This is a genomic window from Polaromonas sp. CG_9.5, from assembly GCF_035984465.1.
In the GTDB taxonomy this organism is placed as follows: domain Bacteria; phylum Pseudomonadota; class Gammaproteobacteria; order Burkholderiales; family Burkholderiaceae_C; genus Polaromonas.
The window spans coordinates 73079-96509 of sequence record NZ_JAXCHR010000004.1 but is presented as its reverse complement, the minus strand read 5'-3'; the positions used below and the strand labels follow the sequence as shown (position 1 = coordinate 96509).

Annotated in this window: 23 protein-coding genes and 2 pseudogenes; 10 read left to right on the top strand and 15 right to left on the bottom strand. The window is 58.0% G+C overall.

The features are described from left to right. Window positions 1–264: 264 nt before the first annotated feature. Both RCH06_RS04495 and RCH06_RS04490 read left to right on the top strand, forming a co-directional pair. Window positions 265–741, top strand: coding sequence for a helix-turn-helix domain-containing protein (locus RCH06_RS04495; protein WP_327080236.1), 477 nt, complete (start codon window positions 265–267; stop codon window positions 739–741). Then, entirely contained in the window at window positions 742–1317 is a 576-nt protein-coding gene (locus RCH06_RS04490; RefSeq protein ID WP_327080235.1) for a PIN domain-containing protein, read from the top strand. A 152-nt stretch (window positions 1318–1469) separates the two neighbouring features. Here RCH06_RS04490 and RCH06_RS04485 read toward each other — a convergent pair whose 3' ends face one another. After that, on the bottom strand, window positions 1470–2705 hold the full coding sequence (locus tag RCH06_RS04485; RefSeq protein ID WP_327080234.1) for a Fic family protein: 1236 nt from the start codon (window positions 2703–2705) through the stop codon (window positions 1470–1472). A gap of 208 nt (window positions 2706–2913) precedes the next feature. Here RCH06_RS04485 and RCH06_RS04480 point away from each other — a divergent pair, with 208 nt between their 5' ends. Then, on the top strand, window positions 2914–3288 hold the full coding sequence (locus RCH06_RS04480; RefSeq protein WP_327080233.1) for a hypothetical protein: 375 nt from the start codon (window positions 2914–2916) through the stop codon (window positions 3286–3288). A 138-nt stretch (window positions 3289–3426) separates the two neighbouring features. On the opposite strand, the pseudogene RCH06_RS04475 reads toward RCH06_RS04480, so the two are convergent. The 7 genes and pseudogenes from RCH06_RS04475 to RCH06_RS04445 form a co-directional block, all read right to left on the bottom strand. Then, window positions 3427–3684, bottom strand: a pseudogene (locus tag RCH06_RS04475) (IS481 family transposase); the annotation flags it as partial. A gap of 307 nt (window positions 3685–3991) precedes the next feature. Next, window positions 3992–5926, bottom strand: coding sequence for an AAA family ATPase (locus RCH06_RS04470; protein ID WP_327080232.1), 1935 nt, complete (start codon window positions 5924–5926; stop codon window positions 3992–3994). Beyond that, window positions 5916–6401 (bottom strand): hypothetical protein, encoded by a 486-nt coding sequence (locus tag RCH06_RS04465; RefSeq protein WP_327080231.1) that lies wholly within the window; start codon window positions 6399–6401, stop codon window positions 5916–5918. Before RCH06_RS04465 ends, RCH06_RS04470 begins: the two co-directional genes overlap by 11 nt. Next, window positions 6398–7582, bottom strand: coding sequence for an ABC-three component system protein (locus RCH06_RS04460; protein WP_327080230.1), 1185 nt, complete (start codon window positions 7580–7582; stop codon window positions 6398–6400). The genes RCH06_RS04465 and RCH06_RS04460 overlap by 4 nt, the downstream gene beginning before the upstream one ends. A gap of 90 nt (window positions 7583–7672) precedes the next feature. After that, window positions 7673–8296 (bottom strand): annotated as a pseudogene (locus RCH06_RS04455) (3'-5' exonuclease); the annotation flags it as partial. Between the two features lie 374 nt (window positions 8297–8670). Continuing rightward, complete coding sequence (locus RCH06_RS04450; protein WP_327080229.1) at window positions 8671–9333, bottom strand: hypothetical protein; 663 nt, start codon at window positions 9331–9333, stop codon at window positions 8671–8673. 144 nt (window positions 9334–9477) lie between these two features. Then, on the bottom strand, window positions 9478–10044 hold the full coding sequence (locus RCH06_RS04445; protein ID WP_327080228.1) for a DUF1439 domain-containing protein: 567 nt from the start codon (window positions 10042–10044) through the stop codon (window positions 9478–9480). Window positions 10045–10331: 287 nt separating this feature from the next. On the opposite strand from RCH06_RS04445, the gene RCH06_RS04440 reads away from it, so the two are divergent. Together RCH06_RS04440 and RCH06_RS04435 are read left to right on the top strand one after the other, a co-directional pair. Next, complete coding sequence (locus tag RCH06_RS04440; protein WP_327080227.1) at window positions 10332–10718, top strand: hypothetical protein; 387 nt, start codon at window positions 10332–10334, stop codon at window positions 10716–10718. Between the two features lie 89 nt (window positions 10719–10807). Further along, window positions 10808–11428: a flavin reductase family protein gene (locus tag RCH06_RS04435; protein WP_327080226.1), complete on the top strand. Its 621-nt coding sequence runs from the start codon at window positions 10808–10810 to the stop codon at window positions 11426–11428. Between the two features lie 92 nt (window positions 11429–11520). On the opposite strand, the gene RCH06_RS04430 is transcribed toward RCH06_RS04435, so the two are convergent. The 4 genes from RCH06_RS04430 to RCH06_RS04415 all read right to left on the bottom strand — a co-directional run bounded on the left by RCH06_RS04430 (window position 11521) and on the right by RCH06_RS04415 (window position 15384). Next, the gene (locus RCH06_RS04430) at window positions 11521–12789 is read right to left on the bottom strand and encodes an MFS transporter (protein ID WP_327080225.1); all 1269 of its coding nucleotides are present in this window, start codon (window positions 12787–12789) and stop codon (window positions 11521–11523) included. A gap of 287 nt (window positions 12790–13076) precedes the next feature. Beyond that, on the bottom strand, window positions 13077–14273 hold the full coding sequence (locus RCH06_RS04425; RefSeq protein WP_327080224.1) for an NnrS family protein: 1197 nt from the start codon (window positions 14271–14273) through the stop codon (window positions 13077–13079). A gap of 187 nt (window positions 14274–14460) precedes the next feature. Continuing rightward, window positions 14461–14748, bottom strand: a complete 288-nt coding sequence (locus RCH06_RS04420; RefSeq protein ID WP_327080223.1) for a DUF2249 domain-containing protein — start codon at window positions 14746–14748, stop codon at window positions 14461–14463. A gap of 162 nt (window positions 14749–14910) precedes the next feature. Beyond that, on the bottom strand, window positions 14911–15384 hold the full coding sequence (locus RCH06_RS04415; RefSeq protein ID WP_327080222.1) for an Lrp/AsnC family transcriptional regulator: 474 nt from the start codon (window positions 15382–15384) through the stop codon (window positions 14911–14913). Window positions 15385–15533: 149 nt separating this feature from the next. Here RCH06_RS04415 and hppD point away from each other — a divergent pair, with 149 nt between their 5' ends. The 3 genes from hppD to RCH06_RS04400 are packed head-to-tail and all read left to right on the top strand — an operon-like array spanning window position 15534 to window position 18271. After that, complete coding sequence (gene hppD / locus RCH06_RS04410; RefSeq protein WP_327080221.1) at window positions 15534–16613, top strand: 4-hydroxyphenylpyruvate dioxygenase; 1080 nt, start codon at window positions 15534–15536, stop codon at window positions 16611–16613. 57 nt (window positions 16614–16670) lie between these two features. After that, window positions 16671–17570, top strand: coding sequence for a phenylalanine 4-monooxygenase (gene phhA / locus RCH06_RS04405; RefSeq protein ID WP_327080220.1), 900 nt, complete (start codon window positions 16671–16673; stop codon window positions 17568–17570). After that, window positions 17567–18271 carry an SDR family NAD(P)-dependent oxidoreductase gene (locus RCH06_RS04400; RefSeq protein ID WP_327080219.1) on the top strand — a complete coding sequence of 235 codons (705 nt, stop codon included), beginning with the start codon at window positions 17567–17569 and terminating at the stop codon, window positions 18269–18271. Before phhA ends, RCH06_RS04400 begins: the two co-directional genes overlap by 4 nt. Window positions 18272–18425: 154 nt before the next feature. On the opposite strand, the gene RCH06_RS04395 is transcribed toward RCH06_RS04400, so the two are convergent. Further along, the gene (locus tag RCH06_RS04395) at window positions 18426–18902 is read right to left on the bottom strand and encodes an FKBP-type peptidyl-prolyl cis-trans isomerase (RefSeq protein ID WP_327080218.1); all 477 of its coding nucleotides are present in this window, start codon (window positions 18900–18902) and stop codon (window positions 18426–18428) included. Window positions 18903–19083: 181 nt separating this feature from the next. Between RCH06_RS04395 and ypfH the strand changes: the two genes are divergently transcribed. Then, a complete protein-coding gene (ypfH, locus tag RCH06_RS04390; RefSeq protein WP_327080217.1) occupies window positions 19084–19716 on the top strand; it encodes an esterase in 633 nt (210 codons plus the stop codon). A gap of 98 nt (window positions 19717–19814) precedes the next feature. Here the strand turns inward: ypfH and RCH06_RS04385 are convergent, their stop codons facing one another. Together RCH06_RS04385 and RCH06_RS04380 are read right to left on the bottom strand one after the other, a co-directional pair. Then, window positions 19815–20837, bottom strand: a complete 1023-nt coding sequence (locus RCH06_RS04385; RefSeq protein ID WP_327080216.1) for an FAD:protein FMN transferase — start codon at window positions 20835–20837, stop codon at window positions 19815–19817. Between the two features lie 12 nt (window positions 20838–20849). Next, a complete protein-coding gene (locus tag RCH06_RS04380) occupies window positions 20850–21257 on the bottom strand; it encodes a c-type cytochrome (RefSeq protein ID WP_327080215.1) in 408 nt (135 codons plus the stop codon). Window positions 21258–21468: 211 nt separating this feature from the next. Between RCH06_RS04380 and nosZ the strand changes: the two genes are divergently transcribed. Next, the gene (gene nosZ / locus RCH06_RS04375; RefSeq protein ID WP_327080214.1) at window positions 21469–23406 is read left to right on the top strand and encodes a TAT-dependent nitrous-oxide reductase; all 1938 of its coding nucleotides are present in this window, start codon (window positions 21469–21471) and stop codon (window positions 23404–23406) included. Window positions 23407–23431 lie beyond the last annotated feature (25 nt).

Below are 23431 nucleotides of genomic sequence, written 5' to 3'. Positions count from 1 at the left end.
CGGCTGCAGGCGTATTTGGCCGCAAGGTTTTAAGCCGAATCAGCCTCTAGCGCACGGCCTGCCTGCGTAAGCAGCTATTAATTAAAGAGTGAGTGCTGGTCAATGCCCTGGATATTCCCCACTTGCCAGCAAAACGCGACGCATCACAGTCTGCTGGTTTTTAATTCATCTAATTCGAATGTTTCGTTTGTTGCGTTTGAGTGATAGGATTTCAGCAAACTTGCTTCACGTCAGATCGTGACAGTCAGCTAAAAGGAAAACGCCATGAAAAACCAAGAAATACTCGACCCCGCCAGCGAAGCTGAAGCTGAAATGGCCAGCGTTGCCCATCAATGCCTTGTTGCTGCGCTCGACCATTCCAACGCTGACCACATCGAGGTGATTCTGGACGTCGGCCTCGACGGCGAAGCCCGGCACGAAACCCCGGTCTTGAAACTCCCGCCGCGCGCCTTGCGCTTCTTTGCCGACGTGCTGCGCCAAATGGCCAAACGCGAGCCCATGCTGCTGGTGCCGCAAAAGCATGAACTGACCACGCAGGAAGCGGCCAACTTTCTCAACGTGTCGCGTCCTTTCGTCATCAAGGAAATCGAGGCGAACCGCCTGAAATGCCGCAAGGTCAACCGCCACCGCCGCATTGAATTTGAAGAACTGCGTCGCTACCAAACCGAGCAGCAGCAAAAATCTGAACAGGCCCTGCAAGACCTGACCCGGCTGTCTGAAGAACTGGGTTTGGAGTTTTAATTGGCCGGTTCGTCGCGGTTTACCGCCATCCTCGATGCCAATGTCCTTTATCCCCAATTGATCCGCGACACCTTGCTGAGCCTGGCCGTGGGGAGCCTCTACCATGCACGATGGAGCCGGACGATTCATGACGAATGGACAAGTAATCTGGCCAAAGACCGGCCCGAACTGGCCGCCCGGTTACCGGCGGTGGTCGAGTTGATGAATGCCAGCGTGCCCGACTGCCTGGTAATCCACTACGAAAAACTCATCCCCAGCATCGAGTTGCCAGACCTCGACGACCGGCATGTCGTAGCCGCCGCCATTGTTGGCCATGCCGATGCCATCGTCACCTTCAACACCAAAGACTTCCCGCCAACTGTGCTGCAACCCTACGGCATTGAAGTGCAGCACCCCGATGAATTTTTGATGAACCAGTTGCAACTGCAGAAAATACCCGCGCTGAGCGCCATCAAGAAAATGCGCGCCCGCTGGACGAATCCCGAACGGCCCGCGCTGGCGTTGATTGCTGCGTTCGAAAAGCGTGGTTTGCCTTTGAGGGCTGACTTGTTGCGTGAGGCGGTGGATTTGATTTAAATTTGCGATGCAAATAGCTTGCTAGCGCAATAAAGACGTGCGCAAGCAGCTATTAAATAAAGAGCAAATACCGGGACAAGTCTTTGGCGGAGAAATACCTGATTCCTGAATTTAATGGGAATCCGACCCCGAATCTTACGAACGCTTGGACGCTATGGCTTGACTTCAGGCTGATGCCAACCCGGCACGTTCACCGCGTAGCGCGTCGCCTTGCCAACGCCCTCCACGCGCAGCAAGCCCTTGGCCAGCAGGTCCGTCAAATCCCGCGTTGCAGTGGCTTTGGATGTGCCGGTGATCTTGGCGTACTTCTCGTTGGTCATGCCGCCCAGGAAACCGCCGCCCAGCGCCACGTGCCCTGCGTCCAGCAAGCGTTCCAGCACCTTGTGCTGCCGCGCATTCAAGCCGCATTGGCCCGCCTTCATGCGAAAAACCGCCTTTTCTGTCGCCTGCCGCACGACCGCCTGGCAGGCCATGCAGCCCTGTGTAAATGCCTGCACAAACCACTGCATCCAGGGCGTCACGTCAATGGCTGCGGCATCAAGCCTGACGCCGTGCAAGCACTGCGCCTGGTTGAGCCCGTCGTAATACGCGGTGCGGGTTTTCAGCATCTGGCGGGCCATGCCAAACACGCGAACCAGGGCGGCATTTGTAGTCGGATCGTGCGCCTGCATGTCTTGCGCCAGCGCCATGTCCACCAAAGCGCGCCCCAGTCGGCCATTGCCATCTTCAAACGGGTGAATCGACTCAAACCAGACATGGACCAGCGCCGCCCGCGCGATGCCATGCAGCGCAGGCGCATTCGCGGTGGGCCGGGTGGCCTCGAACCACGCCAGAAAATGCGCCATTTCCGTCGCCACCTGGTGCGAGGGTGGCGCTTCGTAATGCACCCGCTCGCGCCCAGGCGCGCCGCTGACGATCTGCATCGCGTCGGCATGGTCGCGCAAGCGCCCCACGGCAATGCGCGCAATGCCGGACGTGCCCCCCGGAAACAAGGCCGATTGCCAACGACACAGGCGGTCCAGCGTCAGCGCATCGTGAGGGTTGGCCAGCGCATCCTGCATCACCTGCACCAGCCCGTCTGCAAGGCGGTCATGGCCGGGCGCATCGGCCAGACCCAGCCGGTGCGCCACCGACGAGCGGACCGATGCCAGATTGAGTTGCTCCCCCTCAATGGCCGCCGTGGCCAGCGCCTCTTGCACCCACAACTCGCGCTGCACTTCTTGCGCCTGGTCCAGGCCAATCGCCTCCAGCAAACCCAGCAACTTGCCTTGTTCGAGCCGGGCCTGGTCCAGCGCTGGCGCCAGCGCCAAAGCGTCAAACGTCAGCTTGGGCCAGGCGGCGTGCTGCCAGATGTAGCGTGGTGCGGGGGGCGGCGTTTGCTGGGGCATGAGCCGCATTGTAGGTAATGCGGCTCAAAAGTTGAGGCGTATTTTAGGAAATGCGCCTCAGCGTGCTGCGGGAATATTCAAGTTTGGCTGTTGACGACAAAAAATTGCCAGTTCGAATCCACCGCGCATCCGGTGTTCCAGCGCCGTTTCAAAGCACAGGTACCAAATACAAGTGTGTTTTATTGCAAGACCCGACCCCAAGGCCGTGATGAATGCCAGCGTGCCCGACTGCCTGGTGAGCCACTACGAAAAACTCATCCCCAGCATCGAGTTGCCAGACCCTCACGACCGGCATGTCGTGGCCGCCGCCATTGTTGGCCATGCCGACGCCATCGTCACCTTCAACACCAAAGATTTTCCGCCGGCTGTGCTGCAACCCTACGGCATTGAAGTGCAGCACCCCGATGAGTTTTTGATGAACCAGTTGCAACTGCAGAAAATACCTGCGCTGAGTGCCATCAAGAAAATGCGCGCCCGCTGGACGAATCCCGAACGGCCCGCGCTGGCGTTGATTGCTGCGTTTGAAAAGCGTGGATTGCCTTTGACAGCTGACTTGTTGCGCGAGGCGGTGGATTTGATTTGAATTTGCGATGCAAATAGCTTGCTAGCGCAATAAAGACGTGCGCAAGCAGCTATTAAATAAAGAGCAAATACCGGAACAAGTCTTCAGCTGAGAAAGGCCTGATTCCTGAATTTAATGGGAATCTGACACCGAATCTTTTACGTCATCAAAAGGAAGCAACGTTCTTCGTCGCAACTCCACGATTACCGCTTCCTCGGCAGCAGTCAGTACGGTGCTTTTAGGCACTGCTGGACTCATGCGTGCGTCTGCAGTCGTAGTGCGGGAGCGCCACTTTGTGACTGTGGTGCGGCTTAGCCCATATCGTTGGGCAAGGGTGCTGGTCTTTTCTTTCGACCTTTGGAGTTCGGCTCGAATTCGCGGTGTCGTACGGGCGCTGCCGTGAAGCATGTTTGCCATAGCGCTTTTTCCTCCTCAGCGGACAGAATAACGTCACGACTCTCCGAGACCATACAACTAATCCGGGACGATCGAAACTTTCGTCGCACGGTCACTCAACCCACGGCGGAACACTGAACGTGGAACCGTGGCGGGGCTGGTTTTTGCCTCCGGCTGGACGCAGTGCAGAGTGTCCACGAAATGCTGTCGGATGCTTTTAACTAATCCAGTTTTGGTGGCGCTGGGCGAGCACCTCATCAACGCGCGGCAAACGCTAGTGCTGAACCGCGGAATGGATGGCAATCAACCTCGATTGCATTCGCGCATCTCATGCGTCACTAATCAGCCCTTTTTCAAACTCTCCACCCTGCTTGCTAAAACGCTTAACAAGATGGAAATTTACCCCCTCAATGAGGGATTCAGGCATATCGTTATCAACAATTATGACTTGGCACTTTCGACCTTTTTCTCGTGCGTGTTCCGTCACCTCTACGATTTGTTTGAAGATATTTTCATAGATTTTTGGGTCAGAAACTTCGGAATCATCGTCATTTGCACGGTACCTACCGATATTCTGCCCCGGCGTGTCTATCATCAAAAAACTTGGCAGGTTAGAGGGTGTAACTAATAGATACTTTAGGCGACTGACAAAGGTGGCAATGGAAGTAATTGTTCTAACACCACCAGAAGATGTGTTGTAGTAGGAAATTCCTCGAAAGTGCGCGATAAATTTTTTATCGAAATACACGTTGCTGACTTTTTGAAGGCCGCTTTTTTGCATATGTATATTTAGCAGCTTTGTTAGGGCCTCAATAACTTCATCAAGCCCGACTAACCCATCTTGGATAGCCTTTATCGCTCGTCGGAGATTTGAAATCAATGAAGTTTTTATGTCTAGCTTTAAACCAATATCTTTAAATTTATGGGCTATAGCGCTATTTCGTTCTGCTTGGGCTAACTCAACCTTTAAGGCCGTTTTAGATGTTTCAAGTGCCTGAATGGCAGAGATCAATGGAGAAATGTTTGTGATGTTATTTTCATCAAATCCCCTTGTTGCCTCTTTAAGCATGGATGTAAGCTGACCTTTTTTTGTTAAACTTTCTTGTTGCTGCTCTCGTAGTCGCGTTAAGGTAGTTTGAATACCCGCATCTCTATTCTTGAGTGACTTAATTTGATGATCTAGATCATCGTCTTCAACCACCGCAGATGACAGAGTCAATTCAGTTGCACACAATGGGCACGGAACCGTTCTATTTTCACTTTCCGATATCTGCATCACTGATCTAGATAGCTTGGAAAGATTAATGGCATCCAAATCAAACCTATATGTATTACTTAGTTTTACATAATTCTCATATTTTATTTCTATCGATACAAGAGTCTGATCAAGTATATCTATTTCATTACGGATTCTACCGACAGAGTTTGAGATCTCTAGACCAACATCAGTAGATAACGCAAAATCTCTCTTTACAGCCTCAACGGCCTCGTCTATCTCATTTATTCGAGACTCCTGTCTTTCTACCTCATCATGCGTTTGCTCAAGCTTATCAACGGAAATGGCGACATCCTGCAAGAATTTACGAATAAATAATTCGCTTCGCCCTAATTCTTTTTGCTCATTAAGTTCGGCGGCTAAATCGGATTGCAAGGTAGCTAGGTTGTCGTCATGAATATTAAATACGAATTTTTGAATTTCCACATTTTTATTGAAAACACTAGGATTTGTATAGTCTAATAATGCATCGGACCCAACCCTCGTTTGCTTGAGGTACAAAAGCTTCATCAAATCACGGAAACTCAAACGATCAGAATCAGAATCCTCTCGTAACCTAGATTCTTTGATCTTCACCTTTGGTATTCCAAGAGTATCTAAGATGAAATCGGAAATCCAGCCGTCTGGCATCTCTTTTGCTGAGGATGCTGACATTAGCATTGGGAATGTCGTAAAACGACCGTCGAATGCGCCGGTGTGAACCTTTATCGGACTATCTTCGTTCAAGATGTCTCGTTCTAATGTAAAAACACTCCCATTTAGATCGACTTCTAACAAGGCTATACGGCCATGAGAGGCCATCTCTTCGTATAGAAGGTGCTTATTTCCCCCTCCCATGCAATAGTCAATCAAATTCAAAATGCTAGATTTCCCGGAGTCGAGGTCGCCCCAGATTAAGTTCAGTCCCTCTTCAAACTTTGAGATATAAAGTTTTGATTTGCCGTGAACGATTAGTTGCTGCACTATAAGATACGGGCTAGTTTCCATTTGAGACTTTCAGAATACTGTTGTGCAGAACGTTGAGTGACTTCCCCATTAAAGGGAGGACTTGCTTTATTTCTAATCGCCATCTTTGCGTTAGTCCGATGTCGTCAATAGTTGGCGATATCAAGCATTGCAAGACTAATTCTCCATCGATTCGTGCAAATGAGGCATATTTATTTTTAATTAGTAAGCTGCATGTTTTTGAGAAATCCGCTACATCTTGGAGGCTGCCAAACTCAATATTGTCTTGATACAAAAAATCATCTATATTTAGAACTAACTGTGCTTTGCCGAACGACGCGAGAAACTTTTGTTGAACGGTAGGGTTGCATAGAAGAAAATCAACGAATGCAGCTTTCCCAATAGAAACGCGGTCTTTTAACTTTGTATTTTTTGTTAGAAGCGATATCACCAACCATCTTCTAAAAAGCTTGACATAAAACTCATCACGGAAATCGATTAACCCGAATTTATTCATACCAGAGCCTTTTTTATCTTTGTAAAGTAGTCAGCGTCGTCTGACCAGACCACGGTTTCCCCCATGTTATTTGCCAGCTGATGCAACAACCCCTTTTTATGTAAAAAATTGAGTGAGACTAAGCTGGACTTTAAAGCGAGGCTATCTTGGGCAGTTATTTCCGAATGGATTTGTGCGAATACGTGATTCGGTGTACTTTTCGTTCCAACGAATGCGTTATATTTTTGGTTGTAGATGCTCAGCACTTTTTGCTGCAATTGGAGCATCTCTTTGGCATCATTTTTATTCGCCGCTTTTGAAATAATTTCTGCGTTGAAGAAGCATTCTTTTGCATCGTCCACACCTTTTGGCCCAATGTCACAAATGATCATTTTCAATACAAATATTTCTTTATCATAGTCTGGCGTTACGGTGGTTGCCGCAGTATTAGCAGTATTTGCCATGTTTTGTGCATGTGCGATATTTTTCAGGAATTGCCTTACAGCTTTATAAGACAAATCTTCGCGAGATGGTGGTTTGCAAATTGAGCAGTGATCGTGATCCACTACTGCTTTTTGTTGTGCGGTGACAGTGAAAGGAATAGCACTTGTCTTGGGTACGCATTCGTCATGCTGTGCAATGAGGTACAAGCTCGATGGAAGGTGGTCTCGATGTAGAGTCCATTTGTTATTCAGCTCATCTGAGTATTCGGATAGTGGAACAAGTTCCTTTGCATTTATATTGCTAGTGGGGGCGAGTAAAAGTGCGCTTAGCGAACCCTTATGTGGTACGGCCAAAGATACGTATCCAACGACCTTCGGACCATTTCCTTCTTCATAATTTAGTATTTGGTCTTTAGCAATAAGTCCGCCCAAACTGTGAGCAATCACCACAACGGATGAATAGTCACCCAGTATGTAACGTAGATGCGTTGAGAATCCCTGACTGAGGTTGGCGATAGTCTGATTTTTCTTTATCTTTCCTCCAATTTTCGGAAGACCTGGGATGAAAGAAATTAAAGCCAGTAGTTTTTGTACCACTGCGGAGTGTTGAATTGCTGTTATTTTTGTGAAATATTCATACTCAAAGAAGTCAAACTCCTGATTAAGTTGAGAATCAGCTTCTAACATTTCCTTAAAGCTTGTTCCTGCCACATTTCGCCAAGTGCCTGTACCGCCGGTAAATCCGTGAATAAAAATCACCGCTGTCTTCATTGAGATGCCCCTAATTTAGTTAAGTATCTGGTTGGATGGTAGTTACCTCAACAAGCTTGGTCGTTGTATGAATGTTCGTCATAGTCCCAGTCGTTTGCCAAAACTACGGTTTCCATCCACCCCCATCACCAACCTCTGGGTAACCCGCGTAGCCGCCACATAAAACACCCGCGCCGCTTCCGTCTCGTCCTCCCCCGGCGCAGGCATGTGCCCCACGCAGGGTAGCGCCACCACAGGGAACTCAAGGCCTTTGCTGACCTTCATGGTCATCAACTGAATGGCGTATGCGCCGGGGTTGTGGTCGCAGCTGCGTTTGCGCACGCGGTGCGGCAGCTTGCGTTGGGCCAGGGTGCTGGCGCACAGGTCTATAGTGGCCCAGTCCGCGCCCAGCACGGCCATGTCGCCCCAGGCAAAGCCTTCTTTATGCGCGCTGGCCAGGTCGTCCGCAATGGCGAAAGCCTCGTCGCGCAGGCTGGGCAGGCGGATGATGAGCGGCGCTTGTCCGTCGCGGCCGCAGCTGATGGGTTTGAGCAGCGGAATGCCGTCGTCGTCTTTGTCGTCCGCCGTCAGCAGGTCGGCGGCAATCAAGCTGGCGGTTTGCAGAATCTGGCGGGTGTTGCGGTAGTTGATTTTTAGCACGGTGGTGCGACCCTGCGCCTGCACGCCGACGCTTTTGAAGCTGAAATTTTTGGTGCAGCTGCGTTCGCCGTTGGTCATGCGGGGCACGCAGGTGCCGATTGCGGGGATAAGGGTTGCCATCAGGGGGTTACATCTATCAACAATTTGTGACATGCATCATGCACTTAAACCGTGCGGTTTGGCTGACGCACGCGGTTGCGCGTCAGCAAACAAAATCCGGACGCAAGAAAGTTGAGGCGGGGTGCGCAAGGCGTGCCGCCGGGTTGCGGTGGCGGGTTCGGGCCTTGCGCCGGGGTATGGCGGGTGCAGCGCCTGCAGAGGAATTGTGCTTTTGACGGGCGCTGGCCAGAAAGCACAAGAGGCGAAAGGCGCGCCATAAGCGCAGCAGGCGGGCTGTGCGGCGCTGGGGCCGGGCCCGCCTTATGACGATGAAGCGGTCAGCTGACGTCTTGCAGGGCGGACGAGGCGGCGGTGAAGTTGCGCTGCACTTCTTGCAGCACCAAAAACTCTTGCTTGATGGTTTTGGCCAGGCTTTGCAGTTCGAGCACTTCAGCTTCAAGCACGGGCAGTTGCGACGCCTGCATTTCGGGCTTGATGGCGGGGCGCGCGTTCAGCGCTTCGAGCGTGGCGGAAACGTCGGCCAGGCTGCGCTTGAGCGTTGCGTTTTCGCCTTCGACTTGCGCTAGTTGCTCAGACGCACGTTTGAGCGACTGGTTGCTGTCGGCGTCGTTGGTTTTCAAGCGCTGCAGGGTCAGCTGACTGGCTTTTTCTTGCGTCTGCAGGGCCAGCAACTCGGCTTCGAGCTTGGCGACCTGGGCGGCCCGCTCGGTCAGCTGGCCTTGCTCTTTGCGCGCCTGCGCCAGTGCTTCACGCGATTGCGCTGCTTGCGCTGTCAGGGCTTCGCTGGCGGTGGTGGCGGCCTGGCGGGCGTCAGTGAGAGCCCGGATGTGTTCTTTGGCCTTGACCAGTTCGGCCTCGGTTTTGGAATTTCCCTGGGTGGCTGCGCCAGCGATGCGACCCCGCATGACCAGCCAGCAAGCCAGCACGCCTACGACGAGACTGGCCGCGCCGGTCAACACGGTAAGAGTTTGGGAATCCATAGTAAATGCCTTGGGTTTTTGAATGTCGAAAAATCAGGTACATATTATTTGTCAGAAACCGTTACGCGGTTCATGGCTTGTCGCATCGTATCAACAGGCAATGCGATGAAATCGCAAATTTAGGCGTCATGGCGACGTTTGGCGTTAGCGCAAGGGCTTGTTGACGAAGCTGATCGCCAGGCCTTGGTGCGTGACGGTGATGCTTTCGGGTTGCAGCCCCATGGCGTCGGGCAGGGCCAGGTCTTGCGGGCGCAGCTGGTGCAGCACCACGTTTTGCAGCGTTTGCTCGGCCAGTGCGGGGCCGTAGGCATTGAGCAGCTCGGCCGGGCCGGGCGGCAGGTCGGGAAAGCGCAGGGCGCTGACGCGCAACTGCTGGGCGCGGATGGTCTGGTCGCTGGCTTCGTAGCGCAGCCCGAAGTCGACCTCGAACGTGCCGTTGTAGCTGCGCCCCAGAACCGGGCCGGCGGCCTGCACGGCCATGTCGGTGGCCAGGCGGTTGATGTCGGGCAGCAGGCGCAGACGCGGTGCTTGCACATTCAAATCGAGCAGCCCGCCGACCGGGTAACGCAGCGGAAAACGCTTGGCCACGGCTTGCTGCAACTGGTCGGCAGACACGGTGTAGCCGGGCGATTTGCCGGCGTTGGCCAGGGCTGAACCGGCGCTGCCCAAAGACAGCCAGAGCGGCATCGTCAACAACAGTCTGCGTTTCATTTTTTCCTTTCAGGGCTTTCAGGGAACCCTGGATTGTGCGCCCTGGGGTTTGGCCGTGCTGGCGCGGTGCCGGCGGGCTGCCGTGTGCTGTTTTTAAGCAAATAGTGCCTGTTGCGCAGGCTGCACATGCGCTGGCAGCTATGCTTTAAGGAGCGCTTGAGTGTACCCATGCCAGCACATCTAGTAACCCGCAGACATACTTGCGCCACATGCCGACACAGCGGCGATACCTGCGTGTTGTCCACTATATTTCCCGGCTGCTCTATGGGCGGGTTTCAGGAGTCATGATGAAAACGCTATTTCTTGTTTTGAGCGCTGCGGGTTTGACGGGCTGCGCGGTCTACCCGGAACCCGCGTATGGGCCTTATGGCTATGGTGGTTACGGCAATGTCGCGCCCGCGCCCGTGGTGGTGGCACCGCCACCGGTCTACATCTACGGCAGCGGCGTGTACCGCTCGGGCGGTTATCCGAACGCCTACCCGCGCCGCTACGCGCCGCCGCCCGTGGTGGTGGTGCCGCAGGGGCCACGGCCCGGTATGCACGGGCCGCGTCCGTGGCATGGCGCGCGCGACCGCGACCGCGACGGCATTCCAGACCGCTTTGACCGCGACCGGGACGGCGATGGCGTTCGCAACCGCATTGACCGCCGGCCCGGCAACCCGAACCGCCAGTAAAAAAAGCCGGGGCAAGCCCTGCGCGCGGGTAGCGCTGTCGGGTATCGTCTGGGCCGGCCTTGCCCATTCAATTTTTCCCGGAGCATCTTTTGTCAGACGCCATTCATTTTTACGAACCCCGCGACGGCCACCGCCTGCCGCACGACCCGTTCAACGCCATAGTCGGACCACGCCCCATTGGCTGGATTTCATCGCGCAGCGCTGGCGGATCTTTGAACCTGGCGCCCTACAGCTTTTTCAACGCATTCAACTACACGCCCCCCATCGTCGGTTTTGCCAGCAACGGCTACAAGGATACGTTGCGCAACATTGAGGAAACGCGTGAATTCGTCTGGAACCTGGCGACGCGCCCGCTGGCGGAAGCCATGAACCAGACCTGTGCCGCTGTGCCGCCCGAAGTCAACGAGTTTGAACTGGCCGGCTTGACGCCTGCGGCATCGCGGTTGGTTGCCGTGCCCCACGTGCTGGAAAGTCCCGTGGCGTTTGAATGCCGCTGCACGCAGATTTTGCAGCTTCAGGCCGTCGATGGCACCAAGGTGCAGACCTGGATGATCTTGGGGGAGGTCGTGGCGGTGCACATTGCGAAAAGTCTGCTGAAAGACGGCGTTTACGACACCGCCGCCGCCGGCCACATCCTGCGCGCCGGTGGGCCAGCTGACTATTTCACGGTCGGCCCCGAGCAGCTGTTTCGCATGCGTCGCCCGGCTTGAAGAGCTGCGCGGCTGCAGCTTTGCGTGGTTTGACGCTGGCGCTGCCGCAAGCGTAGCGTCAAGGCAGAATTCAACGGCGCGGTTGCGGCGCGTCACGGCTTTTCGAGCGGCGGCGGCCCCGGCAACACGGTAAACGCCAGCGCCCCGGCCACCAGCAGCGCGGCAATGCTCGCCATCACCGCCGTGAACGGCTCCATGCCGTGGGCCGACGCCATTGACGCGACGATGCCGGTCAGCCACTGCATCAGCGCCACGCCCAAAAACATCGCCATCGTAAAAACTGCCATTGCGCGCCCGGTGATGGCCGCCGGGTAGGCGCTGCGCACGTCGGCGTACTGCAGCACCATGTAGCCCGACAGCAGGCCGATGGCCATCGGCGCGAGCACATCAATGCGCGTGTCGTGCGCCAGCGCAAACACCGTAAACAGGCTGGCCAGCAGCAGCGTAAAGCCGACAATCCAGCGCCGCCGGTGCGCTGGGCCGGGGTCAAAACGGCCAAACAATGGCGGGCTGATCAGCGACGCCAGCGACATCACCAGCGCCACGTTGCCGCTTTGTACCAGCGAAAAGCCGTGTCGCTCAATCAACAGCGGCCCCAGCCACAAACCCCGCAGCGAAATAAACGATGCATAGCCCACCGCCGCCAGCAGCACGATGCCGAGCGTATGCGGCAGCAAAAACAGCGCGCCAAATTTGCCGATGGCCTGGCGCAGCGTTTCTTTTGGCTGGGCCAGCCGGGTCTGCGCCAGCGCTGCGGGCGGCGGCGGTTCATGCACCAGCGCGTAAATCAGGCCCCAGGCCAGCGCGCCCGCCGCCCCCAGCACCCAAAACCCCATGCGCCACGAAGTCGCTTCAATCAGCCAGGCCAGCGGTGTGCCGGTCAGCAGCATGCCAATGCCGCCCAGACTCAGCGTCAGCCCAGAAATGGCGGCAAAACGGTGGCTGGGCAAATGCCGCGCAATGAACACGGTACACACCAGAAACGCCGGCGCGCAGCCAATGCCGATCAGCACCTGCCCAAGCACCAGCGCGCCATAGCTGGTCGCCAGCGCCGACAGCGCCGAGCCGGCAATCGCAATCGGAAACGCCGTCAGCACCGTGCGCCGGATGCCGTGCAAATCAATGCCGATGCCCATGAACAATTGCATCGCCCCAAAGGCAAAGTGAAAAGCGCCGGCAAACAGCCCCAGCGCCTGCGCGCTCAAGTGAAAGTCAGCCTGCAGCGGTGCGGCCATGAGCGTGGCAACAGTGCGATACGCCTGGCTGAGCGCAAAAGCGGTGGTCAGTGCAAACAGCATGACAAACACCGGCCGCAGAGACGGCGCGGCAAGCGGGGCGGGCGGTGGCTCGGTAGGTTGCATGGCGGTCTTGAGGGTACACCGGCGCGCATCGTGGCGCTGCTGCGTTTGGCCGCCAGCGCCAAAGGGTTGGTGCTGGGGCTGCGCGCATGGCTTCAAACCATCATCCAGTGCCTGATTTCAGCTAAAACAGCCGCTGGCGCATGCTGCACGGGCGCATGCAGCTATTAAAAAAGGAGTGGTTGCCCATTGTTTCAAGAGGCAACCAAGACAAAAACCAGATGATTTGCGTGCAGAGTTCGCCACTGTCTGCCATGCACGCAAGCCCGCTTCAGCCAAGCCTTGGGCGCTCAGCCCGGCTTGCCATCCGCCCGGATGCGCGTCAGCACCGGCCAGTAAGCGACTGCATACAGCGCAAAGGCGGCAGACCACAGGGCGGCTGACCAGAGCACCGCATGAATCAGTTGCGACGGCATGAACAGCGGCACAAACACGCGGATCAAGGCAGAAGCCAGCACCAGCAAATAACAAACCGTATCTGTGCGGCTGGCCTTGAGCTTTCGGCCCGTGTGGCCTAGGGCCGTGCGCGTGATCATGCCGATGATCAGCCCGCCGATGGCACCCACCGTCAGCGCATGAACCGCTGCCGAGGACGAAACCAGCCCCATCTCGGCCAGCCCGCGCAGCAGCAAATGCACCGGAATCCAGACATACGCCACATGCAGCACCCAGACCAGCGGCGTGCGCAGGGTTTTCCACGGCTGCCAAAGCACCCAGCGCGCCAGATGCGCGGCGGCGCACAAGCCGACCAGCGCCACCAGCGCTGCGCCATGCAGTTGCAGCACGTCAGCCAGCAGCACCGCCAGGGTCGAGCCCAGCGCGGCTTTTTCCAGCCACGGGCGCTTGCTGGCGTTGGCACCGGCAATGGCATTGGTGAACATCGGCACCACGCGCCCGGCCATCACCGCCATGATGAACAACACGACGTCCAGCGCGACCTGGATGCCAAGCCAGCCGGGCAACTGCGTCACGCCCAATTGCGCCAGATGCACACCCAGCACGGCCAGCGCCATCATCAGCAGCAGCGCAACAAAAAAATAGTTGCGTTTGTTGCGCGCCGCAATGAAGGGAATCGCCAGCCCGATGGCCGCCGCCAGCGGAAAAGCCACATTGACGATGGCCGCCGCCCAGCCAAACGGCGTCAGCACCAGCACCCGCCCGGCCACCCAGAGCGCAGCCAGCGCCATCAGCGGCACGCCGGTCGGCGTGGGCTGGCCCGACCAGCTGCGCCCCGCCGTGAACAAAAAGCCCACGATGACGGCCAGCGCGAAGCCGAACAGCATTTCATGCGCATGCCACATCGGCCCCGCCAGGTAAGGCGTGCCCAGCCAGCCCGAAAACTGCAGCGCCCACAAGCCAATGGACAGCGCCGCGAACATGCTGGCGAGCAGGTAAAACGGCCTGAACCCGAGTTGCCAGAGGGCAAAATCGGGCGGCGGCGCAGCCGGTGCGGCGGACGGATTTTTGAGGGAAATTACGGGGGACATCAGGGCTTCTTTCTGGCGGGCGTGGCGCGCCATGCGCAGCAGCGCGTCATGTTGAGCGCGACTTTTTCGGATCAGCCCGTCGCTTCAGCGTGTTGAAAAGGAGCTGGCGCAGGCGCTGGGGCCGAGTGTAGGGGCAAGAAAATTGGCGTGGCCTGGGTGCGATGCGCGCTGCAAGGCCGTCAACTTTTCAAGCGCCGCCGCATCCCCCGCAGCAGCCGCCGCTTTCGTGGGCCGACACCACGCGCGTGATGGCGGCGCGCCAGAGCGTCGGGCCTTTTTCAAAGAAATCCCAGGAAAACTTGCCCGGCAGATCGCACATGAATCTAGCGTGCAGGGCCTTCAGGTCGTGGCTATCGACCAGTTCCATGATGTCGCCGTCGTTCAGCTGGCTGAAGGTGGAAAACACCTGCAGCATCCAGTCTTGCGGTGCCATCGTGCGGGCGTCAAGTGTCAGGGGAAGGGCGGTCGTGGTCATGAAAATACTCCGGTCAATAACACCAGAAAGAAAGGATCTGGCGGGTGGATGAATAAAAGATGTATTTTTTATGTATCTATTATAAACCGCGAATAATTTCTGTTGCAATGCCTGCATTCACCCCGACGCATGGGGCGTATTGCGGGGTAAAGCAAGCGCTGGCTACAGCGGCACGGCGGTGGTGGATTTGACCCGGTCCAGCACGAAGCTGGTCTTGCAGTCCTGCACGCTCGGGTGCTTGAGCAGCGTGTCCATGATGAAGGTGCTGTAGTGGGCCATGTCGCGCACCAGCAGGCGCAGCAAATAGTCCATCTCGCCGGTCAGCGCGGCGCATTCGACCACCTCGGGCCAGCTTTGCACGCTGGCGCGGAACAGATCCATCGGGTTGCGCTTGTGGCTTTCGGTGTTTTTCTCTAACCGCACGTTGATATAGGCCGTCAGCCCCAGCCCCACGCTTTCGGGCTTTACCAGCGCCACATAACGGTCAATCACGCCCGACTCTTCGAGCCGCTTGACCCGGCGCAGCACGGTGCTGGGCGACAGGCTGACCTGCTCGGCCAACTGGTCGTAAGTGGCCCGGCCATCGGCCTGGAGCGTGCGCAGGAGTTGCCGGTCAATCTTGTCCAGAGGATGCATGGCGTCAAATTCGCAGTTATATTGCAAAAAATCGCACTATAGCGCCAGATGTTGCATGAATCCTGCGCGCTGACTGCGGGATGATTCATCCGTTCAGCGCACGTTGCCGCCAGCGCGCACGCATTTGCCAAATCTACAAGGAGCCAGTCATGACCGACCTGTTTGACAACCCGATGGGCCTGATGGGCTTTGAATTCGTCGAGTTCGCTTCGCCCGTGCCCGGCCTGCTGGAGCCGGTGTTCGAGCGCATGGGCTTTACGCTGGTCGCCCGCCACCGATCCAAAGACGTGCTGCTGTACCGCCAGGGCGCCATCAATTTCATCGTCAACCGCGAACCCAAAAGCGTCGCCGGCTACTTTGCCGCCGAGCATGGCCCCAGCGCCTGCGGCATGGCGTTTCGGGTGAAGGATTCGCACCTGGCCTACCAGCGTGCGCTCGAACTCGGCGCGCAGCCGATTGAAATCAAGACCGGCCCGATGGAGCTGAACCTGCCCGCCATCAAGGGCATCGGCGGCGCGCCACTGTACCTGATTGACCGCTTTGAAGAAGGCAAGTCCATTTACGACATTGATTTCGTGTTTCTCGACGGCGTGGACCGCCACCCGGTGGGCCACGGTTTGAAGCTCATCGACCACCTGACGCACAACGTGTACCGGGGCCGCATGGCGTTTTGGGGTGGTTTTTATGAAAAGCTGTTCAATTTCCGCGAGATTCGCTACTTCGACATTCAGGGCGAATACACCGGCCTGACTTCGCGCGCCATGACCGCGCCCGACGGCAAGATACGCATTCCGCTGAACGAAGAATCAAAGCAGGGCGGCGGCCAGATCGAGGAATTTTTGCTCAAGTTCAACGGCGAAGGCATCCAGCACATTGCGCTGATTTGCGACGACCTGCTGGCCACGGTAGACCAACTCGCGCTGGCCGGCGTGCCGCTGATGACCGCGCCCAGCGACAGCTATTACGAGATGATCGAAGGCCGCTTGCCCGGCCACGGCCAGCCGGTCGCTGAGCTGCAAACGCGCGGCTTGCTGCTCGATGGCTCCACGGAAAACGGCACGCCGCGCCTGCTGCTGCAGATTTTTTCGCAGCCGCAGCTCGGGCCGGTGTTCTTCGAGTTCATCCAGCGCAAGGGCGATGAAGGCTTTGGCGAAGGCAATTTCAAAGCCCTGTTCGAGTCGCTGGAGCGTGACCAGATCGAGCGCGGCGCGCTGACCGTGGCGGCCTGAACCGAAAGCGGTTGATACGGTTCTTGCATTTTCTAACCGGCCTTTGAGGAACTCACCATGCAGCCTTCTTCAACCGTTACCGCCAAGCACGGTCTGGCCGCCGGCCCGACCAGCGCGCCCGCCCGCGCCGACTGGACTATTGACCAGGGCTGGGACGCCTACAGCCCTGAAGAACACGCCACCTGGCGCACGCTGTTCGAGCGCCAGACGCGGTTGCTGCCGGGGCGCGCCTGCGACGAATTTGTGCAGGGCATGCGCGACCTACCGATGGGGCCGGACGAGATTCCCGACTTTCGCCGCCTGTCCGACATCCTGATGCAGCGCACCGGCTGGCAGGTGGTGGCCGTGCCCGGCCTGGTGCCCGACGAGGTGTTTTTCGAGCATCTGGCGAACCGGCGCTTTCCGGCTGGCCACTTCATCCGCAAGCCCCACGAGCTGGACTACATCGAAGAGCCCGATGTGTTCCACGACGTGTTCGGCCATGTCCCGATGCTGATGAACCCGGCGATTGCCGACTACATCCAGGCCTATGGCGTGGGCGGGCTGCGGGCGCAACAACTGGGCGTGCTGGACAAGCTGGCGCGGGTGTACTGGTACACCGTCGAGTTCGGCCTGGTGCAGCAAAAAGACGGCCTGCGCATCTACGGCGCGGGCATTGCGTCGTCGGCTTCCGAAAGCGTGTTTGCACTGGACGATGCGTCGCCCAACCGCCTGCGCTTTGACTTGGCGCGCGTCATGCGCACGAACTACCGGATTGACGATTTTCAGGAAAGCTATTTCGTGATTGACAGCCTGGACGCGTTGCTGAATCTGGCGCAGATTGACTTCCATCCGCTGTACGCACGCGTGCAGGGCCAGCCCGATATCGCGCCCGGTACGCTGCTGGCCGGTGACACGGTCATCAGTCACGGCACGGGCCGCTATCACCACGAAAAACGCCAAGGAGTTTCCGCATGAACTTTGAAAACAAAACCGTGCTCGTGACCGGCGCCGCCGGCAACCTGGGCCAGGCGGTGGCGGCTGCCTTTGCCGCGCAGGGCGCACGCCTGGTGCTGCTCGGGCGCTCGGTCGATTCGCTGCAGGCGGCGTTTGGCGAAGCGGGCGACCAGCGGCTGTACGTGGCGGCCGATCTGCTGGACGGCCCGCAAGTGGCGGCAGCGCTGAAGGCGGCGGTGCAGCGCTTTGGCCGCATCGACGTGCTGTGCAATTTGGCCGGCGGCTTTCGCATGGGCGACGCGGTGCATGAAACCGCCGACAGCACCTGGGACTTTTTGATGGACATCAACGCCCGCACGCTGCTGAACATGGCCAAAACCGTGGTGCCGCACCTGCTGGCGCATGGCGGCGGAAAAATCGTCAATGTCGGCGCTTTCGGCGCGCAGCGCGGCGCGGCAAAAATGGGCGCTTACTGCGCCGCCAAAAGCAGCGTCATCCGCCTGACCGAAGCCATGGCGGCCGAACTGCGCGAAAAAAATATCAACGTCAACTGCGTGCTGCCAACCGTCATCGACACGCCAGAAAACCGCGCCGCCATGCCGGAAGCCGACCCGTCGCGCTGGGTAGCGCCGGCCGACCTGGCGAATGTGGTGGTGTTTCTGGCGTCAGACGCGGCCAAAGCAGTGCATGGCGCGGCTTTGCCGGTGACGGGCTTGAGTTGACGGGCGCTGGCCGGGTCAAAAGCACCGATTTTCAGCGTTTTATGAAGAAAACCAGCGCTTGCGCACTATGGACGGGCGCAAGCAGCTATAAAAAACGTAGCGATTAGCGGCCTGGACGTTCCCGCCGTTGCCGCGTCAAGTGGCTGTCAATGTCTCAATGGTGATGGCCGTGCTCGCCATGCACATGCTGGTGTGCGATTTCTTCTTCGGACGCCAGGCGCACGTCGGTGACTTTCAGCGTAAAGCGCAGCGCCTTGCCCGCCAGCGGATGGTTGGCGTCCAGGATCACCGTGTCGCCCTTGATCTTGACGACGTTGAACACTTGCTTGCGGCCATCGCTGCCTTGCCCTTCGAGCTGTCCGCCGACCTTCACGCCGGGCGGAAACTGGCTGCGCGGAATGGTGCGCATCAGTTCTTCATCGCGCAGGCCAAAGGCGTCTTCGGCGGCCAGCGCCAGCGTGGTCTGGTAGCCCGGCTCCTGACCTTCTAGCGCTTCCTCGATCTTGGCCAGCGTGTTGCCGTAGCCACCGTGCAGGTAAACCATCGGGTCTTTGTTTTCTTCAATCAGCTTGCCCTGGGCATCAGCAAGTTTGAAGCGCAGGGTGACGGCGGTGTTTTTTTCAATTTTCATGGAGTGGGCTTTCAGGAATGCAGGCAATCAAGCTGCCCGTTTCGGGAGGACGATCTTAGCAACGCCGGTTGCCAAACCCGCGTGACGGTGCAAACCATCGCGCGTCCAGCCGGCAAGATGCGCCCGCTGTCAGTACGATCATGGCCAGCCTCCGGCCTTTTCCCCTTACTTTTTTACTGCCATGACTTCTTCCGATACGCCCATGATTGAAACCCTCGAACTGCTCTCAGACGCCGCCCAGCCCAAGCCTTTATTCGTGCTGCTGCACGACGCGGGTGGCGCGGCGCTGGACATGCTGGCGCTGGGCACGGTGCTGGGCGACGCGTTTGCACAAGCCGCCGTGGTGATTCCCGAAGGCTTGGTCGGCCCGGCCAGCGAAGCCGGCGACACCGCCGCGCTGGCCAAAAGGGTGGAAAAGCTGGTTACTTTTTTGTGGGAACAGCAGCAGCGCTTCGGCGCTTTGCAGTCGGACACGGCGCTGGTCGGTTTTGGTGCCGGGGCCACGCTGGCGCTGGCGTTGAGCAACGCGCATGACGGGTTGGTGGGCCGGGTGCTGGCGTTTGGCGGCGGCTATGCGGTGTTGCCGGCTGCTGCGCCAGAGTTGATTACGCTGCATTTGCTGCATGGGCAGCTTGATACGGTCATGCCAGCGGAACGGATTCGCCAGGATTATGCGCATTTGATGGAATTGGGCGCAGACGCGACGCTGGATGTGGCCAGCGGCTTGGGGCATGAATTGCATCCGGCGCTGATGGATCAGGCGGTGACACGGCTGCAGACTTGCGTGCCGTTGCGGTTCTGGAAGGCGCTTTAAGGCGCTCAGCCCTGAAAATAAGCCTTAAAAGTGTCTCTGGCGCATGAAGAGCGGGCGCTAACAGCTATAAAAAAAGTAGCAAAAACCAGTGGCATTAGTCAGACCTGCAGTCGCCTGGACATGCCTGGCGACAGCCACAGGCGCTCGTCAGCCTCGACGATGAGGGTGTCCACGCCTTGCAGAGGCTCAAGCAGGCGGCGACCTGCAGAAGCGCCTGCCACCATGATGGCTGCGCCCAGTCCGTTGATGTCCTCAAGTTTGCGCGACACCAGGGTCACGCCATGCGGGCCGCGTGTCGGTTGGCCGGTCTTGGGATTCAGGATGTGGTGGTAGCGCTGGCCATTTCGCAGAAAACTGCGCTCATAGTCGCCCGAAGCGGCCACAAAGCCTTCGCTCAACGCCACGACACCCAGAATCCGCTCGGGCGCACGCGGATCGCGCAGGCCGACGCGCCAGTCATGCCCTTGCAGCTGCCCGTTGACCAGCACATCGCCGCCGCCATTGAGCATGGCGTTGTGAATGCCGTGGCGTTTGAGCACCGCCATGCCGGCCTGCAATATGGGGAGTTTGGCAATGCCGCCCAGATCGACGCGCATGCCGCGTCGGCGCAAATAGGCGGTGCCGGATTTTTCGTCGAGAACCAGGTCGCGGTAGTTCACCAGCGGCAATTCGCGTGCGATTTCGGCAGCGTCCGGAATCACAGCCTGGGCCGGATCGAAGTTCCAGCCGTTGAAGGCTCCGACCGTGATGTCAAAAGCACCCTGGCTGCGCTCGGACATGTGCCTGGCCATTTTCAGGGCCTGCATTGTCTCGGGTGCCACCACGACGGGTTGCAGCCCTGAGGCCAGGTGGAGTGCACTGACCTGGCTGTCGATGCGGTAGCGGCTCATCATGTCGCTCAGTCGTGCCATTTCGACGAACGCCGCTGCCATAGCCTGGTCTGACACGTCAGCGCGCTCGCCCTGCACGGTCATGTCCACGCGCGTACCCATCAGGGTACGCGAGGCTTGGCGCACGCGCGGGTCGGCCAGTGCCGGCTTGAGGAACAGCGCGGTGGCCAGCAGAGGCAAGCTGGCAAGCAGGCGTCTGCGCCCCAGGTTCAGGCGTGGCTTGAGCGTCATGGCAAGAGCTCCTTAACTCGACCGGCCGACCATGTAGTCCACTGCCGCCTTGACCTGGTCATCAGACAGCGTGGTGCTGCCGCCGCGCGCCGGCATGACGCCCTTGGCGCCGGTGTAGCCTTCAAGCGCATGCTTGTAAAGCGTGTCCTTGCCCTGGGCAATGCGGGGGCCCCAGTCCGCCTTGTCGCCCGGCTTGGGCGCGCCTGCCGCGCCGGAGGCATGGCACAGGGCGCAGGTGTTGTTGAACGTGCTCTTGCCGACTTCGTTCTCGGCGACGGGCACGGGTTCTGCTGGTGCAGGGGCGGCTGCCACCACAGCTGGGGGCGCAGATGCCGCCGGAGTCGCTGGGTTCTTATCGCCGCAGGCGGTCAGGAAAAGGGCCAGCGCCGCGATGGCCAGGACGTTGAGTGGTTTGTGCATGAAAGTCTCCGTTGGAAAGTGACTAAATTTTAGACAACAAGGAAGAGATACACCATGCTTTGAAGGCCGTTGCTGCGTTAAAAATCACATTTCAAATGTATCTTTGATCTATATCAATATCTTTCAAACGTCTTGAATCGAACATAGGCGCTGTGATTGCACAAACGCCGGCCGCAGGGCAGCTGGTATGTATTTATTCAGGAACTTCATCATGAGCCAAAAGCCAGACATTTCGTCCAACCAACCCGGCATGATTGGTCGCCGCAGGTTCATCAACACCGCTGCGCTGGCCGGACTGACGGTGGGCGTTGCCGCCTGCAACGACAAGCCCGCCACCAGCGCCGCACCCACAGCGGCGGCCTCGGCGCCTGCCGCAGCGCACGCCGCGTCGGACTTGAGCAAATACGAGGTGCCGCCTGGTCAGCTCGACGAGTACTACTCTTTTTCTTCAGGCGGCCACTCGGGCGAGTGCCGGATCTATGGCTTGCCGTCAGGTCGGCTGTTCAAGCGCATTCCGGTTTTCAACATGGACTGCCTGGTCGGCTGGGGCATCACCAACGAATCGAAAAAGATTCTGGGTACCAAGCCTGATGGCAGCCTCAAGTACCACACCGGTGACACGCACCACATACACCCGTCGTACAAGGATGGCACCTACGACGGCAAGTACATGTTCGTGAACGACAAAATTCATGGTCGCCTGGCGCGCATCCGCATGGATACGATGGAAACCGACAAAATCACCGAGATTCCGCTGGTGCAGGGTTTCCACGGCACTTTCCCTGACAAGCGCGACCCGGTGGACCCGGCCATCAACCACACGACGCGTGTGTTCTGCGGTAGTGAATTCGCCATCCCCTTGGTCAACGATGGCAAGAACATGGATGACACCAAGAACTACCGCTCCATCTTCAGCTGCGTGGACGCCGAAACCATGGACGTGCGCTGGCAGGTGCTGATCGACGGCAACTGCGATCTGGTTGCGAGTTCTTATGACGGCAAGCTGGCCTGCACGAATCAGTACAACACCGAAAAGGGCGTGCACTACGAGGACATGATGTCCGCCGAGCGCGATGGCTGCCTCTTCTTCAACATCGCCCGCATCGAAGAAGCCGTCAAGGCCGGAAAATCCAAGACCTACGGCGACTCCAAAGTGCCGGTGGTCGATGGCACCAAAGAAGGCAACCCAGACCCCAAGACCGCGCTGGTCTGCTACGTGCCGGTATCCAAAAACCCGCACGGCGTCAACGCCAGCCCGGACGGCAAATACTACGCCTGCTCCGGCAAGCTCTCGCCCACGGCCACGCTGATCGAGCACGCGCTGGTGCTCAAGTGGTTCGATGGCGAACTCAAGGAAGCCCGCGATGCCGTGGTGGCAGAGCCCGAAATCGGTCTGGGCCCGCTGCATACCGGCTTTGACGGACGCGGCAACGCCTACACCACGCTGTTTCTGGACAGCCAGATCGTCAAGTGGAACGTGGAAGCCGCCATCAAGTCCTTCAAGGGCGACAAGACGGCGAAGGTCGTCGTGGACCGCCTTGATGTGCAGTACCAGCCCGGTCACGGTTTTACCTCCATGGGTGAAACCAAGGACGCTGACGGCAAGTACTTCCTGTCGGACAACAAGTTCTCCAAAGACCGCTTCCTGCCTGTCGATCAGCTGCACCCCGAGACGGCGCAGCTGATCGACATCAGCGGCGACAAGATGAAGCTGGTGGCCGACCATGCGGTGTATTCCGAGCCGCACGACTCCATCATCATCCCGCGCAACATGATCCGCACGCGCCAGGTGTACGACATCAACGAGTTCCCGAACGCCGTCAAGGACGCCAAGGACTGCCGTGTGGAGCGCAAGGGCAAGAAGGTCACGGTGTACCTCACTTCCCAGGCACCCACGTTCGGCCTGCGCGAATGGACTGTCAAGCGCGGCGACGAGGTGACCATCATCCTGACCAACCTGGACAAGGTGGAAGACCTGACGCACGGTCTGGCGATTCCGAAATACGACATCAACTTCATCGTCAATCCGCAGGAGACCAAGTCGGTCACTTTCATTGCCGACAAGCCGGGCGTGTACTGGGCTTACTGCACCAATTTCTGCCACGCGCTGCACCTTGAAATGCGCTCGCGCATGTTGGTCGAGGCCTGAAAAGCCCCGTCCGGGGCAGCGCAGC